Origin of the sequence: Burkholderia sp. MSh2 (assembly GCF_000731655.1) — a bacterium.
Classification (GTDB): Bacteria; Pseudomonadota; Gammaproteobacteria; order Burkholderiales; family Burkholderiaceae; genus Burkholderia; species Burkholderia paludis.
On sequence record NZ_JPGM01000003.1, the window covers coordinates 62,301 to 76,958 of the forward strand.

The 14,658-nt window shown below is 68.2% G+C and carries 13 protein-coding genes; 4 read left to right on the forward strand and 9 right to left on the reverse strand.

Annotation, left to right across the window (positions count from 1 at the left end):
- The first annotated feature begins 416 nt into the window (after positions 1-416).
- Both GQ57_RS01695 and GQ57_RS01700 read left to right on the forward strand, forming a co-directional pair.
- On the forward strand, positions 417-1,718 hold the full coding sequence (locus GQ57_RS01695) for a dicarboxylate/amino acid:cation symporter (RefSeq protein WP_031397221.1): 1,302 nt from the start codon (positions 417-419) through the stop codon (positions 1,716-1,718).
- A 508-nt stretch (positions 1,719-2,226) separates the two neighbouring features.
- The gene (locus GQ57_RS01700) at positions 2,227-3,051 is read left to right on the forward strand and encodes a peptidylprolyl isomerase (protein ID WP_034196898.1); all 825 of its coding nucleotides are present in this window, start codon (positions 2,227-2,229) and stop codon (positions 3,049-3,051) included.
- A gap of 45 nt (positions 3,052-3,096) precedes the next feature.
- On the opposite strand, the gene GQ57_RS01705 is transcribed toward GQ57_RS01700, so the two are convergent.
- On the reverse strand, positions 3,097-3,534 hold the full coding sequence (locus GQ57_RS01705) for a GNAT family N-acetyltransferase (protein ID WP_034196899.1): 438 nt from the start codon (positions 3,532-3,534) through the stop codon (positions 3,097-3,099).
- Between the two features lie 43 nt (positions 3,535-3,577).
- On the reverse strand, positions 3,578-4,519 hold the full coding sequence (locus tag GQ57_RS01710; protein WP_034196900.1) for a hypothetical protein: 942 nt from the start codon (positions 4,517-4,519) through the stop codon (positions 3,578-3,580).
- A gap of 311 nt (positions 4,520-4,830) precedes the next feature.
- Between GQ57_RS01710 and GQ57_RS01715 the strand changes: the two genes are divergently transcribed.
- On the forward strand, positions 4,831-6,123 hold the full coding sequence (locus GQ57_RS01715) for an MASE1 domain-containing protein (RefSeq protein WP_034196901.1): 1,293 nt from the start codon (positions 4,831-4,833) through the stop codon (positions 6,121-6,123).
- A 13-nt stretch (positions 6,124-6,136) separates the two neighbouring features.
- The gene (locus GQ57_RS01720; RefSeq protein ID WP_034196902.1) at positions 6,137-6,952 is read left to right on the forward strand and encodes an alpha/beta hydrolase; all 816 of its coding nucleotides are present in this window, start codon (positions 6,137-6,139) and stop codon (positions 6,950-6,952) included.
- A gap of 177 nt (positions 6,953-7,129) precedes the next feature.
- Here GQ57_RS01720 and GQ57_RS01725 read toward each other — a convergent pair whose 3' ends face one another.
- The 7 genes from GQ57_RS01725 to GQ57_RS01755 all read right to left on the reverse strand — a co-directional run bounded on the left by GQ57_RS01725 (position 7,130) and on the right by GQ57_RS01755 (position 14,652).
- Positions 7,130-7,417, reverse strand: coding sequence for a barstar family protein (locus GQ57_RS01725; protein WP_034196987.1), 288 nt, complete (start codon positions 7,415-7,417; stop codon positions 7,130-7,132).
- 215 nt (positions 7,418-7,632) lie between these two features.
- Positions 7,633-8,673, reverse strand: coding sequence for a MerR family transcriptional regulator (locus GQ57_RS01730; RefSeq protein ID WP_034196903.1), 1,041 nt, complete (start codon positions 8,671-8,673; stop codon positions 7,633-7,635).
- A gap of 505 nt (positions 8,674-9,178) precedes the next feature.
- A complete protein-coding gene (locus GQ57_RS01735) occupies positions 9,179-10,138 on the reverse strand; it encodes an amidohydrolase family protein (RefSeq protein WP_034196904.1) in 960 nt (319 codons plus the stop codon).
- 1 nt (position 10,139) lies between these two features.
- Entirely contained in the window at positions 10,140-11,087 is a 948-nt protein-coding gene (locus GQ57_RS01740) for a YncE family protein (RefSeq protein WP_031397229.1), read from the reverse strand.
- A 40-nt stretch (positions 11,088-11,127) separates the two neighbouring features.
- Positions 11,128-12,420 (reverse strand): MFS transporter, encoded by a 1,293-nt coding sequence (locus GQ57_RS01745; RefSeq protein WP_034196905.1) that lies wholly within the window; start codon positions 12,418-12,420, stop codon positions 11,128-11,130.
- A 133-nt stretch (positions 12,421-12,553) separates the two neighbouring features.
- Positions 12,554-13,471, reverse strand: a complete 918-nt coding sequence (locus GQ57_RS01750; RefSeq protein ID WP_034196906.1) for a dihydrodipicolinate synthase family protein — start codon at positions 13,469-13,471, stop codon at positions 12,554-12,556.
- A gap of 8 nt (positions 13,472-13,479) precedes the next feature.
- The gene (locus tag GQ57_RS01755) at positions 13,480-14,652 is read right to left on the reverse strand and encodes an L-rhamnonate dehydratase (protein WP_034196907.1); all 1,173 of its coding nucleotides are present in this window, start codon (positions 14,650-14,652) and stop codon (positions 13,480-13,482) included.
- Positions 14,653-14,658: the final 6 nt, after the last annotated feature.

A 14,658-nucleotide genomic window follows, 5' to 3' on the forward strand; every position in this document is an offset into this window, starting at 1 on the left:
GCATCGACGCCCGCGGAGGGCGGCAACGCGAATTATTTCCGAATATTACATACACATTACGTATCGTAGTGTCGAGGTCTGCGCATCTTTGTGAGAATGTGTCGCGATCGCTTGCGGTGTAGTTAGGTCTCGCAACGCCGCCGGAAGGGGCGGAGTTGGCCGGCGTCACCCGGGCAGGCTTGGGCCGGATCGCGACAAAACCGGCCTTTTCGACGGTAACCGGACGCAGATCAACCCGGCCGACTTTCAGATTTGAAAGCCGAAGTGCCATTTGCGTTAGAATGCCCCCCCTGTCCGCCCTGGCGATCGCCGAAGGCGGACTTGTCGCACCCAGGGAGACGTGGGTTCCGCTTCGGAGCCGGGCGCGAATGATGTGCCAGCCGTTAGCAACATAAGCTTTGTGATTTGGATTACTAATGAAAAAGAAGCACAACATCACCAAGTACATCGTTGTCGCGATGATGCTTGGTATCGCCGTGGGTTACGCCTGTCATAGCGCGTTTCCCGATCCGAAAATGGCGAAGGAAGTCGCCGGTTACGTGTCGTTGCTGTCCGACGTGTTCCTGCGCCTGATCAAGATGATCATCGCGCCGCTGGTATTCGCGACCCTGACCGTCGGCATTGCGCAGATGGGCGACGGCAGTGCCGTGGGCCGGGTCGGCGTCAAGGCGTTCGGCTGGTTCTTCATCGCGTCGTTCACGTCGTTGCTGCTCGGTCTGCTGACCGCGACGATCCTGCAGCCGGGCAGCCACCTGAGCCTGCCGTTGCCGGCCTCCGATGCGGCCCTCAACCTGAAGACGGGCGCCTTCACGCTGAAGGACTTCGTGGTCCACCTGGTGCCGAAGTCGATCGCCGAAGCGATGGCGAACAACGAAATCCTGCAGATCGTCGTGTTCTCGATCTTCTTCGGCACGGCGCTGTCCGCGCTCGGCGAGGCGGGCAAGCGCCTGACCGGCGTGATCGACGATCTCGCGCAGGTGATGCTGAAGGTGACGAGCGCGGTGATGTGGTTCGCGCCCGTCGCGGTGTTCGCCGCGCTGGCGTCGACGATCACGACGGAAGGGCTCGGCATCCTGCTCACGTTCGCGAAGTTCATGGCGAGCTTCTATCTGGCGCTGGCGCTGCTGTGGGGCGTGCTGACGCTCGCGGGCGTGACGTTCCTCGGCAAGCGCGCGTTCACGCTGATCAAGCTGATCCGCGAGCCGTTCCTGCTGTCGTTCGCGACGGCGAGCTCCGAGGCCGCGTATCCGAAGCTGCTGGACGCGCTCGACCGCTTCGGCGTGAACCGCAAGATCTCGAGCTTCGTGCTGCCGATCGGGTATTCGTTCAACCTCGACGGCTCGATGATGTACTGCACGTTCGCGGTGCTGTTCATCGCGCAGGTGTACGGCATTCATCTGCCGCTGGGCACGCAGATCACGATGCTGCTGATGCTGATGGTGACGTCGAAGGGGATGGCGGGCGTGCCGCGCGCATCGCTGGTCGTGATCGCGGCGACGCTCAACCAGTTCAACATGCCCGAAGCCGGGTTGCTGCTGATCATGGGCGTCGACATGTTCCTCGACATGGGGCGCTCGGCCACCAACGCCGTCGGCAACTCGATCGCGGCCGCCGTGGTCGCGAAGTGGGAAGGTCAGCTCGACGCGCCGCGCGACGACGATCCGGACGGCGGACGCGCGATGCCCGTGAAGGCGCCGGAGACATCCGCATCGGCATGATGCGCGGCAGCGCGGCGCTCGCCGCGCGTGGCCTGTTTCACGGTTACTGACGGTCGCCGGCCTGGATTCGACGAGGATCCAGGCCGGCGCTTCGTTTGGCGCAACGATTTCGCCATCTCTCCGCCACACTTGTCCGGATTCACCGGAACAGCCGCGTGGCGTTTCAATCCTTCGTCGCCGAACCGGCGGCGATTGCCTTGCTCGCCAGGCGCCAGCCTGACGCCTCCTTCTCCGTCAGGCGCATCGCTGCCTTCGCTGCCTTCGCTTGCGCACTGTCGCATCCGCCGTCGGCGTGTGTCGCCGCTCGGGGCCGCGCGACGACGTCCCGACGTCCCGACGCGGAAACGCGGTTCCGGGCAGAATGACGACGGCGTCCGCAGACGCCGCCGGCAGCCCTTGACGACGAACCGGACCGACCGAACGGTCGCACCGCCGCGTCGCAGCGCCGGCGAACCCGCGCGGCACTCGCTGCCGCGCTTTTCAAGTCCGAAGTGACGAAACGACGAAGATGAACAAGACACCGAAACGCCTGTTGCTGATCGCCGCGCTGGCCGGCGCATTGAGCGGTCCCGTCCTTGCCGAGACGGCGGCGACCGTTGCAACGGTCAACGGCACGCCGATCACGCAGGCCGACGTCGATACGTTGCTGCGCGCGTCCGGGCAGCCCGATTCGCCGCAGGTCCGCCAGGCGATCAAGAATCAGCTGATCACGCGCGTGCTGGTGCAGCAGGCCGCCGAGAAGGCGAACTATGGCGACAAGCCCGAGGTCAAGGCGGCGGTGCAGCAGGCGAAAACTAATGCCGAGGTGCAGCTTTACCTGCGCGAGAACGTGAAGCCCGAGCCGGTGACCGACGAGCAGGTCAAGGCGCGCTACGACGAAATCGTCGCGGCGCTCGGCAAGAGCGAGTACAAGCCGCGCGTGATCGTCGTCAATGATCCGTTGACGGCAGCGACGGTGCTGAGCGAACTGAAGGCGGGCAAATCGTTCGACGGGCTCGCGCGCCAGTACAGCCTGGCGCCGAGCCGCGATGCGGGCGGCGAACTGCCGTGGGTGAGCTTCAACACGCCGGCGGTGGAGGGCAAGACGTCCGGCTTGCCGCTGCCGGTCGCGCAGGCGCTCGAGAAGCTGGCGGTCGGCGCGACGACGAAGGATTCGATTCCGGTCGACGGCGTGCGGGCCATCGTGAAGCTGGATGCGAAGCGGCCGACGCAGGTGCCGGGCTTCGCGACCGCGAAGCCGGCGCTTCAGCAGCAACTGCAGGCGGCTGCGATCGAGAAGGCGAGTGCGCAGATGATCGGCAACCTGATGAAGGGCGCGAAGATCACGCAGTGATGCGGCGGCCCCGCGCGCCGGGCGTCAGGCGTCAGGCGTCAGGCGTCAGGCGCGCCAGATCATGCTCGTGCTCGTGTCGGCCTCCGATGCGACGCGAAAGCCGAGCCGCTCGTAGAGCCGCCGCGCCGGGTTGCCGTGCACCACGCTGAGCGATACGGGCACGTTCGCGCGCGCCGCGTCGTCCAGCAGCACCTGCAGCAGGGATTCGCCGATGCCCCGGCCCTGGTGCGCGGGGAGGATCTGGATCTGGTGAACGTGCCATTCGCCGGCGGCGCGCGTCACCTTCAGCAAGCCGATGGGAGCGGCGCCTTCGCAGACGATCATCGCATCGTCGAAGTGCGCTTCGATGCGCCGGGTGTGCGCTTCGTCGTCGGTTGGCGAGCCGACCCGCTGCAGGTGCGCGGTCATCGTGAGCCGGCGCAGGGTCAGCAGGAAGGGCAGGTCGGCCTGGCAGGCGGTACGCAGATGGATTGCCGGTTTCATGATGGGCGGGAGCCTGGGTTGAGCGTCTGGATGCCGACGCGGATCAAAGGCCGGGCAACTGAATCTGCAGGCCGGCCGGGCGATGCTCGAGGACATCCGTGACTTCGTATTCGGTTTTTGCCCCGTCCGAAGTTTGCCACTGCTGCATTCGGACATTGCAGACCAGTACGTCGCCCTTGCTGAAGCTGATCTGACTGTTGTTTACGCGCGACAGGAAGCGGGTATCCGTGATCGCCGCGTGAATCGTCGACGTGCCGTCGTACAGCCGCCACTTGTTGTCGTCCTTGAACGCGAGCGACACGATCGAGAAGGCCATCTTCCGATGCTCGTCGAGGATGAGCGCGTCGGCCTGTTCGGGCGCGTGAAACCACGCAATCTCGCTGCGGGAGACTGTTTCGAATATCTCCGTGTCGGTGCCGGCCGCAAACGTCGCGATGCCTTCGCGCGCGAGCGGCGCCAGGACTTGCGCGGTTGCGTTGCGCACGCGGATGTCGCGCAGCAGGGTGAGGACGGCCAGGTCGATTTCGAGTGCGTCGCCGTCGACGTGCAGCACCGCGGTGCGATCCTGTATCCGCACTTGCCGGATCGTGCGCCCGCGCAACCATTTGAGGACGGCGAAGAGCCCCTTTCTCGCCGTCGGCGGGGCGATGCCGAGCGCGGTCAGGATCGTGATCGCATTGGCGAGCGCCGTGCCGTCGTGGCCGCTCAGCATGTCGCGCATGCGGCCGAGCAACGAGGTCGCGAGCGTGAAATCGATACCGAAACTGCCGGTCTGGAAGCTGCCGCGCACGTTGACCTGCGGCCGCACCCGATCGCCGCACAGCGCCCGGGTCGCGGCGTCGAGCAAATCGCCGATCGCGAGCAGTGCGGGTGCAAGTTCGCGCACGTCCATCTCGGACGCTTCGAGCGCGGGCCCGTCGTACGTGACGCGAAATCGGCTCATGGCGTCGAAGAGGCCGGGACTGTTGCCATTGCGTGCGGTCATGCGACGTGTTGGCTGGAGACGTGGACGATACCCGAAACGTGTGCTTTCGAATGCCTTTCATGCCAGGCGCAATCGACCGGCCGCGCGGGATTTTGCGCCATCCGGCCAAGGCGACGCGCTGACGTGTCCCGACAGCGCCTGGAAAATCACGAACTTTTCCGATATGTTCCCGGTCACAACCGCCGGCTTGCGGCCGCGCCGGTGCGGTGAACGCGTTTCCGGCTTCCGGGATGCCGCGGCCTGCCTCAGTCGGCCTATCATTCGCACATCGCGCACCTGCGGGCCGCAGGCGCAGCACACAGGGATTCTCGATGGACATCAAACGATCGCGGCCGGGCCTCGTCGTCGCGCTGCTCTGGGCGGCGCTGTATCTCGCGACCGGCTACATCTCGCACCTGTTCAACGGCCCCGTCCGGTTGGCGGGCTACATCTGGCTGCCGGCCGGCGTGACTGTCGGCGCATTCATGCTGCGGCCGGTGCGCGAATGGCCGGCGCTGGCGGGCGCATTCCTGCTCGGGCAGCTCGCGCTGTCCGGCATCGAACAGGGCAGCCTCGTGAACGCGGTGCTGTTCACGGTTGACGAAGTCGGCGCGGCCGCGCTCGCGGTCTGGCTCGTGCAGCGCGTGCGATTCTCGCTCGAAGGGCTGTATTTCCTGCGCTCGGTGATCCTTGCCGGGCTGATCGCGGGCGTCGTCGGCGCGATCGGCGGCGCGGCGTGGTACACGGTGGTCAAGGGCGCGCCGTTCCTCGACGTGTGGTCGGTGTGGGCCGCGTGCGATTTCGTCGGCGTGCTGCTGATCACGCCGGTGCTCGCGTCGTGGTCGCGTTTTCGCGCGCACCGCTCGGGCGACCACGAGCGCTTCGACATCGTGCTCGGCGTCGTCGGGTTCGTGCTGGTCGCGATCATTGCGCTCGTGATCTTCGACGGCGACACGTCGCAGAAATTCGGGACGGGCGCCGGCTTCGCCCTGACCTACGTGCCGCTGTTCCTGACCGTCGCGGTGACGTTGCTGCTCGGCGGCCGCGCGGGCTCGTCGTCGGTGCTGGTGCTCGCGCTGATCGTGATCAGGCAGACCGCGCAGGGTGACGGCCCGTTCTCGTCGTTCCACGAGCACTACGGCAACGCGTTGCTCGAGGCGCAGCTCTACCTGGCGGTCACCTCGCTGCTGGTGCTGGCCGTGAGCACGCTGAAGACGACGCGCGAACGCGTGCACGAGCACGCGGCGGTGCTGCAGAACAACATGGAACTCGCGCTCGCGAGCGCCGGCCAGATCGCGTACGTGCTCGATCCGGCGTCGGGCCGGATCGAGTGGAGCGGCGACGTCGAGCGCGTGTTCGGCGTCGGCGTGGCCGCGGCGCAGATCGCGAGCGTGCCGCTCGTGCTCGAACGCGTGCGGCCGGGCGACCGCGAGGCCCTGCGCGACTACTGGAATGCGGAGATCGCGGGCGAGGATCGCGCCTCGCTGTCGCTGCGCGTCGTGCAGCGCGACGGCGGCACGCAGGCGATCACCGATCACGGTGCGCCGCTGCTCGATTCGAACGTCGACGTGACGGTGGTCGCGGGCGTCTGGCAGATCGAGCGTGTATGGCCGGCGGACGAATGAGCGGGGACGCGCGATGACGGGCCGCACGGCCGTGCTGCTGATCCACGGGCTCGGCGGCACGCAATACGATCTCGGTTCGCTGCACAAGGCGATGCGGCGTGCGGGCGGCGATACGCACATGATCACGCTGCCGGGGCACGGCACGCGCCCCGAGGATCTGGTCGGCGTGCGCGCGGAGGCGTGGCTCGACGCGGTGACCGAGCAGTATCGCGCGCTGGCGAGCGAGTACGACACGCTGCATGTCGTGGGCATGTGCATGGGCGCGCTGGTCGCGCTGCTGCTGTGCCACCGCGTGCAGCATGCGCGCGGCCGGCTCGCGTTGCTGGCCACGCCGGTGTTCATCGACGGCTGGTCGACGCCGTGGTATCGGGCGTTGCGGCACGTGCTGTATCGCGTGCCGGGCGTCGCGGAACGGATGCGCGTCGAGGAGGGCGATCCGTTCGGCATCAAGAACGCGACGATCCGCGCGATCGTGAAGAAGAAGTTCGAACGGGAGGACAGTTTTCACTATGCGTGGGTGCCGCTCGCGTGCGTGCGGCAGGTCGACCGGATGCGCGACTGGGCGCTCGAGGCCGCGGCCGGCACGGGTTGCCCGACGCTCGTGCTGCACGCGCGCGAGGACGAACTGACGAGCCTGCGCTCGGCCGATTTCCTGCTCGAGAAAATGCCCGACGCGCGCGGGATCGTGCTGGAGAACAGCTATCACATGATCTGTGCCGACAACGATCGCGACGACGTCGCGCGGCACGTGCTCGAATTCTTCGGGTTCGATCCGCTGCATGCGGTGAGTCCGGCGATGGCGCGCAGGATGGGGCGGCCGCAGTCGTGAGGGACGGGGCGGTGGCGAGGTTGAGGCCATGATGACGCACCCGGTGGTCCCGAGCGACGCCCGGCCGGCGGGATCATGAACCGGCTCGAAGCACTTCCGTCATGACGGACATGACGGAAGTGGCGGCGAACCTGCCGGACAGAACCGCGTGCGGCAAGATCCCGGATCGCGGCGCGGTCAGTCGTACTCGATACGGGAAGCGAAGGACGGGTATTGCCGCGCCATGTCCTGCAGGCAGTCGTTCATCAGCTTCGCGTCGTGGGGAAAGCGGCGTTCGAATTCATGCCAACCGTTCAGCCGGAGCACGTGCGGCATCTCGACGAGCGCGGTAATCGCATCCCAGAACGCATTCCAGTTACTGCCGTACCAGCCCGGGAAACCCAGTTTCTCCATCAGCCGTCCGTGCATCTGGGCGGTTGATTCGATATCGCCCAATTCAATTTCCACCAGCGTGTTGCGTGTCATCAGGATCTCCGACGGATCGGCTGCGCAATACACGTATCCGGATCCACGCGAAGCATGATAACGCGCGGTCAACGGCGGGCCGGCCGTCGTTCGGCCTGCCCGCGAAACGGCGTCGTCCTGGCGTCACGTCCGGCGACACGCAGCGAATCCGGCCATGGCGCGCCGGTTGCAGCAGCGCGCTCCGTGACGGCGACGCACCCGTGCCGCTTCGGACGTCAGGTCGGGCCGACGGCCTGCACCGTATCCGGCCGCCGGGCGATCCGCTCGCGGATTTCCGGCGCGGCCAGGCACGTGGCCACGGCTTCGTAGCCGGGTGCGCCCGGGTAGGGCGCCACGCGCGAAGGCGGGCTGTGATTGGCCGGGCACAGGATGATCGATTCGTCCGGGCCGACGGCCGACAGATCGAGGATCGACGACGAGCGCGTGAGCAGGAACAACGGCCGCGCGCCGGCGGCGGCGCGTTCGCGCAGCAGGGCAATCAGTGCCTGCTGCGTGGGCTGGTCGAGATCCTGCTCGATCATGTCGACGACCAGCGCGCGCGGGCCGTCGGCTTCCAGGCTGGCGAGCAGCGCGGTCAACGCCGCCGACGGCGTCGCGCCCCGGCCGGCGAGCGATGCCGACACGCGGTCGACGCGCGACTTCAGCGCGGGATCGGCACGCAGCGCGTCGCGGGCCGCCGCGCCGTCGCATTCCAGCCGGTCGAGGCCGACGAACGCCGCGCCGGGCAGCGCCTCGGCCAACCGGAGCGCCAGCCGTGTCTTGCCGCTGCCCAGCGAACCGATGATGTAGTTCAACGGACGGATATCGCGACACTCGAACCACTCGCCGCCCCACGGCCACGGCAGGCTGAACGCGACGCCGGCGCCGCCGTCGTCGAGCAGCCGCGTCAGTTCGCCGTCGGCCGGCATCCGGCCGCGCGCCAGGCCGGCACGGATCGCACGCAGCTTGTCGACCTTGCGCACGAGATCCCGGATGCCATGGTCGAGCGCCGCTTCGTGAGCGGCCAGTGCATCGTCGAGGCTGCGCGCGTCGCCGTCGAGCACGCTTGCTACCTGCGCGAGACCGAGGCCGAGCGCGCGCAGCGCCGCGATGTCGGCCGCGCGCGCGAGGTCGTCCGGGCCGTAGGCGCGGTATCCGGCCGGCGTGCGCGCCGGCGTGACGAGGCCGTGCCGCTCGTACAGCCGCAGCGCCTTGATCGAGACGCCGAGCCGGGCGGCGGCGGCCGATGCGTTCAAACGGGGCGTGGACGTGCTCATCCGTCACCTCTCTCTACGGTCGATTCGTGACGACCAGCATAAAGGCGATCCCAAGGGCCGGGTCAAGCACGAGCGTGCGTGAACGGACGAAGCCGTGGCTGCGCCGCTTGTCAGCCGAGGGACGCGAATCCGTCGCGCTGCGCACGAGTGGGCCGGCCACCCGGCCGCAGTGGAATCGGGTGCGACCGTTGCGGTGGCGGTTGGCTTGCCGCTGGCGGTCGATGCAGGCGGTTGTCAGGCGACGGACGCGAACCCGCCACGCTGCGCACGAGGGGGCTGGCCACCCAGCCACCCGGCCGCGGTGGAATCGGGTGCGACCGTTGCGGTGGCGGTCGGCTTGCCGCTGGCGATCGATGCAGGCGGTTGTCAGCCGACGGACGCAAGCCCGCGGCGTCGCGCACGAGCGGGCCGGGCCGGCCACCCGGCGGCCCGGCCGCAGCGAAATCGGGCGCGACCGTCGCGGTGACGGTCGGCTTGCCGCCGCCGGCGATCGAGCCGGGCGGCGTTATCCGCGTGCGGCCCGCTGCAACGCATCCGGCGTGATCCGGTAGACCCGCAGCGCGTTGTCGTGCCAGATCGCGCGGCGCGCCGCCTCGTCGAGATGCGTCATTGCGCGCGCAAACGTACGCAGCAGCACGGGATACGTCACGCGCAGCCCGGCCACCGGGAAGTTGCTCGCGAACAGGCAGCGCTGCCAGCCGAAGATCGCGATCGTGTCGCGGATGATCCGCGCGTTGTCCGCGTCGTTCCACACCGCGTCGCGCAGGCCGAGTTCGGAAATCTTCACGGCAACGCGCGGCGATGCGGCGAGCGCTTCCATGCCGCTGCGCCATTGCGCCAGCCCCGCTTCCGAGCGGTCCCACGGCAGTCCCGCATGTTCGAGCACGACGTCGACCGCGGGGGCCTCGGCGAGCAGCGCGGCCGCGTCGCCGAGATGCCAGAACGGCACGCGCAGATCCCAGCTCAGGCCATGCTCGGCGAGGCGCGCCAGCGCGACCGGCCAGCGCGGATCGCGCAGCGTGCCCGGCCCGTCGACGCGCGCATCCGGCGCGGCCGCGGTGCGCGGCTTGAAGCGCACGCCGCGCACCAGCGGCCATGCGGCCTGTTCGGCGAGCCGTTCGTCCGCGTCGCCGGCCAGCAGGTCGACCCACGCGACCACGGCCGACGGCAGCCCGTGCATTTCCGCGACCTCGTGCAGCCAGCGCGTTTCCGCCAGCGCCTCGTCGCGCGCGCGTTCGGCCTCGACGTGCACGCTGGCGACGATCGGCGCACCTTGCGCCGCATGCCGGAACGCGGCCACGTCGAAATCGCGGCACAGCGCCGCGTAGTCGCCGAACATGAAGCGCGCCGGATCGTATTGCGCCTGCAGCCACGGATAGTGCGCGCCCGCATCGAGCCGCCACAGATGGTGATGCGCATCGACGAGCGCATCGGGCAGGCCGTCCGCCGGCGAACCGTCGCGCATGTCAGCGCGCTCCGGCGAGCACGTACGACGCATCGGGTTCGCGCAGCGTCGCGAGCGCGCCGACGAAGCGCCAGGTGTCGAGATCGAGTTCGCGCACGTAGTCGTCCTGGAACGACACGTACGCGACGCGCCGCGACGGATGGAACGACAGCGCGGTCGGGTTCGCGGGCAGCGCGATGCGCTCGATCTCCTCGAGCTGGCGCGCGTCGAACACGGAGATCGACCGTTCGCCCGAATTGGTCAGCAGCAGCAGGTCGCGGCCGTCCGGCGCGCTCGTCCGGTAGATGCGGTTCGGATCGCTGCGCGTCTTGACGCGGCGGCCGCAGGTCATCGTCTCCGTGTCGATCTCGACCAGCGTGTCGTCGCCGCGATTCGCGACGAACAGCGTGCGCTCGTCGCCCGACAGCGCATTGCCTTCGGGGCGCGGGCCGGGCATCACCGCGCGCGGCGCGACCGTCGCGTCGCGCGGATGGAACTGCGTGACCGTGTTCGACAGCAGGTGCACGCCGTACGCGCGGCTCGCGTCGCGCGTGAGCGTGACGAGGTGCGTCTTCACGCCGCCGGACGGCACGGCCATGTTCGGCACGGGCTGGCGGGTCGGCTCGTCGAACACGAGCAGCATGTCGTGCGCCTCGCTCATCGCATACAGCCGGCCGTCGCGGTCGGTCGCCATCCCGTGCGGCCGGTAGTACGGCCACAGGTCGAGCATGCGCGTGTGGGTGCGGGCGACGAGGTCGATCTCGGCGATGCGGTGATCGCCTTCATGGCCGCGCGACCACGCGGTCTCGATCCCGAAGATGCCGACGTACGCGTAGCGCTCGTTCACGTCGACGGTGAACTCGTGCGGGAAGTTCGGCAGCACGACGTGCTTGAGCGCGGTTTTCGTGTCGAGGTCGTAGAAGCTGAAGGTATGGGCGCATTTCTGCACCAGCAGCAGGATGTCGTTCATGGTGTGTCTCCGTCGTTTCGTTCGCAGGCCGTATCGGGTGTCAGTGCTCGCAGCGCTTCGGCAGCGTCAGCGCGAGCAGGCCGGCCACCGCGAGCGTGACGGCGAGGCTGTACACGCCGGCCGCCGCGCTCACGTGCTGGGTCAGTACGCCGACCGCATACGGGCCGCAGAAGCCGCCGAGATTGCCGAGCGCGTTGATCAGGCCGCGCGCGCTGCCGGCCGTCTCGACGCTGCAGAGCTTCGGCGGAATCGCCCAGAACACGCCGGCGGCCGCTTGCAGGAAGAAGCCGCAGCCGATCAGGAACGTGAACGACACGGCCATCGACGCATGCGTGAGCACCGACAGCGCGAGGCACGCGGCGAAACCGACGAGCGGCAGCAGCACGAACAGGCGGCGCTTGCCGGTTCGGTCAGACAAATACGACGTGACGAACATCCCGATCACCATCGCGACATACGGCAGCATCGCGAGCAGGCCGATCCTGCCCATCCCGCCGTGCGTGAGATTCTTCAGCAGCGTCGGCAGCCACATCGTATAGCCGTAGATGCCGACCTGATAGCAGAAGTTGATCGCGATGAGCAGCCAGATCGTCGGGTTGCGCAGCAGCGCGCCGAACGAGCCGGCGGCCGGCGCGCCGGCCGCGCGCTTGCGCTCCTGCTCGTCGCGCAGCGCGTCGAGGATGTACGCCTTTTCGCGCGGCGACACCCAGCGCGCGGTCTCCGGGCCGTCGTCGGCGAACAGCAGCCACACGGCCAGGCACAGCAGCGACAGCGCGCCCGCGCTGAAGAACAGGTGATGCCAGTCGTACGCGGCGAGGATGAAGCCGGACAGCGGTGCGGTGATCATGCCGGCGAGCGGCACGAACATGATGACCATCGCATTCGCGCGGCCGCGTTCGCGGTCGGGAAACCAGCGGCTGACCATCGTCAGCACGACGGGCAGCATGCCGCCCTCGGCCACGCCGAGCAGGAAGCGCAGCGTCAGCAGTTGCCAGGTGTGCGTGACGAGCCCGGTCAGCACCGACAGCACGGCCCAGCTCACGAGCGACCACGCGATGAAGGTCTTGCCGCTGCCGAGCGCCGCGCGCCGGCCGCCGGGAATCTGCAGGAACAGGTAGCCGAAGAAGAAGATGCCGCCCGCGAGCCCGGCCATCGTCGCGTCCATGCCGAGATCGGCGTTCATCCCGCCGGGCATCGCGAACGCGATGTTCACGCGGTCCATGTAGGAAATGATGCAGGCGAGCAGCAGCGGCGGGATCACGCGCAGCCAGCGGCGGCGCGGAACGGCTTCGCCGACGTCGTATGCCGGGGTGGCCGGGGTCAACAGGGTCATGGTGTCTCCGATCGGGTTGGTGGGCGGCGGCGGTCTTCTGACGGACCGCCGTCACGCCTTGACGCGCCGGCATCGCGCCGGCCGTCGTTGCGCGACGCCGCGGCGTCGCGACATCGCACGGGTGAACCTGTGTCTAGCGCCCCCAGCGCAGCACGAGCGGATCGAGACGCCGCGCCGTGTCGAGCAGGCCGGCGCGCACCTGCGGATGCAGTTCGGGCCACGGCGAGCGCGGCCGGTCGCACGCGATCACGCCGCCTTCCCGCATCAGCGCCTTCGCGGTCAGGAAGCCCGACTGGCGGTTCTCGTAGTTGATGAGCGGCAGCCAGCGCGCGTACTGCGCGTACGCTTCGTCGCGGCGCCCGGCGAAATACGCGTCGGTGATCCGGCGGATTCCGTCCGGATAGCCGCCGCCCGTCATCGCGCCGGTTGCGCCGGCATCGAGGTCGGCGAGCAGCGTGATGCCTTCCTCGCCGTCCCACGGCCCCTCGATCGCGGCGCCGCCGAGCGCGATCAGCTCGCGCAGCTTCGACGCGGCGCCGGCCGTCTCGATCTTGAAGTACGACACGGCGTCGATCTCGCGCGCGAGCGTCGCGAGCAGCGACGCGGGCAGTGCGACGCCGCTCGCGGGCGCGTCCTGGATCATCAGCGGAATGTCGAGGCCGTCGGCGACTTCGCGGAAGAACGCCCGCACCTGCGCGTCGGGCACGCGGAACGTCGCGCCGTGGTACGGCGGCATCACCATCACCATCGCCGCGCCGAGCGCCTGCGCGCGCCGGTTGCGTTCCGCGCAGATCCGCGCGCTGAAGTGCGACGTCGTGACGATCACGGGCACGCGGCCCGCGACATGCTCGAGCGTGGTGCGCGTGATCAGGTCGCGTTCGTCGTCGCCGAGCGCGAACTGCTCCGAATAGTTCGCGTGGATGCAGATGCCGTGCGAACCGGCGTCGATCATGAAGTCGAGACAGCGGCGCTGGCCGTCGAGATCGAGCGCGCCGTGCGCATCGAAGATGGTCGGCGCGACCGGAAAGACGCCCTGGTAGCGTGCGTTCATGATCGGCCTCACTCGACGATGTCGAACTGGTCGAGGTACTCGGTCTTCAGCGTGAGGCCGAGGCCCGGCACGTCGTCGCGCAGTTGCAGGAAGCCGTGCTCGGCCACCGGCTCGCCGTCGAAGATGTAATAGAACAGCTCGTTGCCGACCTCGACGTCGAACATCGGGAAGTACTCGCTCATCGGCGACGCGAGCGTGCTCATCGTCAGGTGATAGTTGTGCATCTGGCCCGCGTGCGGAATCACCGGCACGCTGTACGCCTCGCACAGCGCGTTGATCTTGTGCGCCATCGTGATCCCGCCGACGCGGTTCGTGTCGTATTGCACGACCGACACGGCCTTGCGGTCGAGCAGTTGCTTGAAGCCGTACAGCGAGAATTCGTGTTCGCCGCCCGAGATCGGGATGCGCGTCAGGCGGTTCAGCTCCGCGTAGCCGTCGATGTCGTCGGCGATCACCGGTTCCTCGAGCCAGCGCGGCTGGTACTTCTCCAGCTTAGGCAGGATGCGCTTCGCATATTCGAGGTTCCAGCCCATGTAGCACTCGAGCATCAGGTCGTTGTCGTAGCCGATCACCTCGCGGATCGCCGCGACCGATTTCAGGTTCTCGGTCACGCCCTGCTGCCCGTGCGCGGGGCCGTAGCCGAAGCGCATCTTGAAGGCGCGGAAGCCTTCCTTCAGGTACTGCTGCGCCTCGTCCTGCATCGCCTTCAGGTCGGTGCGGTAGAGCTTCGAGTAGTAGCAGGGGATCTTTTCCTTGGTGCGGCCGCCGAGCAGCTTGAACACCGGCTTGCCGACGCTCTTGCCGAGGATGTCCCAGATCGCGATGTCGACCGCCGAGATCGCCGCCATGCCGATGCCCTTGCGGCCCCACGCGTGGGTGGCGCGGTACATCCGCTGGTTCAGGTATTCGTAGTCCCACGGGTCCTGGCCGATCACGAGCGGCGCGAGGTACTGGTCGATGATGACCTTCGCGACGTGCGGGGCGAGCGCGACGTTGCCGAGGCCGACGATGCCGTCGTCGGTCTCGACCTCGACGACCGTCCACGCATGGAAGCGGAACGTGCTCATCGTTTCCTGCGGCGCGTACAGCAGATCCATCGCGTTCGAGCAGAAGTTGCCTTGCGGCGGGACGGTCTTTCCTTTCCACTGGAATACGCGTGCGCGCACGGACCGGATTTTCATGGCGTG

What these genes read in the sequence shown, in the direction of transcription:
- GQ57_RS01695 (WP_031397221.1), top strand. Translation starts at nt 417, where the DNA reads ATGAAAAAGAAGCACAACATCACCAAGTACATCGTTGTCGCGATGATG.
- GQ57_RS01700 (WP_034196898.1), top strand. Translation starts at nt 2,227, where the DNA reads ATGAACAAGACACCGAAACGCCTGTTGCTGATCGCCGCGCTGGCCGGC.
- GQ57_RS01705 (WP_034196899.1), bottom strand. Translation starts at nt 3,534, where the DNA reads ATGAAACCGGCAATCCATCTGCGTACCGCCTGCCAGGCCGACCTGCCC.
- GQ57_RS01710 (WP_034196900.1), bottom strand. Translation starts at nt 4,519, where the DNA reads ATGACCGCACGCAATGGCAACAGTCCCGGCCTCTTCGACGCCATGAGC.
- GQ57_RS01715 (WP_034196901.1), top strand. Translation starts at nt 4,831, where the DNA reads ATGGACATCAAACGATCGCGGCCGGGCCTCGTCGTCGCGCTGCTCTGG.
- GQ57_RS01720 (WP_034196902.1), top strand. Translation starts at nt 6,137, where the DNA reads ATGACGGGCCGCACGGCCGTGCTGCTGATCCACGGGCTCGGCGGCACG.
- GQ57_RS01725 (WP_034196987.1), bottom strand. Translation starts at nt 7,417, where the DNA reads ATGACACGCAACACGCTGGTGGAAATTGAATTGGGCGATATCGAATCA.
- GQ57_RS01730 (WP_034196903.1), bottom strand. Translation starts at nt 8,673, where the DNA reads ATGAGCACGTCCACGCCCCGTTTGAACGCATCGGCCGCCGCCGCCCGG.
- GQ57_RS01735 (WP_034196904.1), bottom strand. Translation starts at nt 10,138, where the DNA reads ATGCGCGACGGTTCGCCGGCGGACGGCCTGCCCGATGCGCTCGTCGAT.
- GQ57_RS01740 (WP_031397229.1), bottom strand. Translation starts at nt 11,087, where the DNA reads ATGAACGACATCCTGCTGCTGGTGCAGAAATGCGCCCATACCTTCAGC.
- GQ57_RS01745 (WP_034196905.1), bottom strand. Translation starts at nt 12,420, where the DNA reads ATGACCCTGTTGACCCCGGCCACCCCGGCATACGACGTCGGCGAAGCC.
- GQ57_RS01750 (WP_034196906.1), bottom strand. Translation starts at nt 13,471, where the DNA reads ATGAACGCACGCTACCAGGGCGTCTTTCCGGTCGCGCCGACCATCTTC.
- GQ57_RS01755 (WP_034196907.1), bottom strand. Translation starts at nt 14,652, where the DNA reads ATGAAAATCCGGTCCGTGCGCGCACGCGTATTCCAGTGGAAAGGAAAG.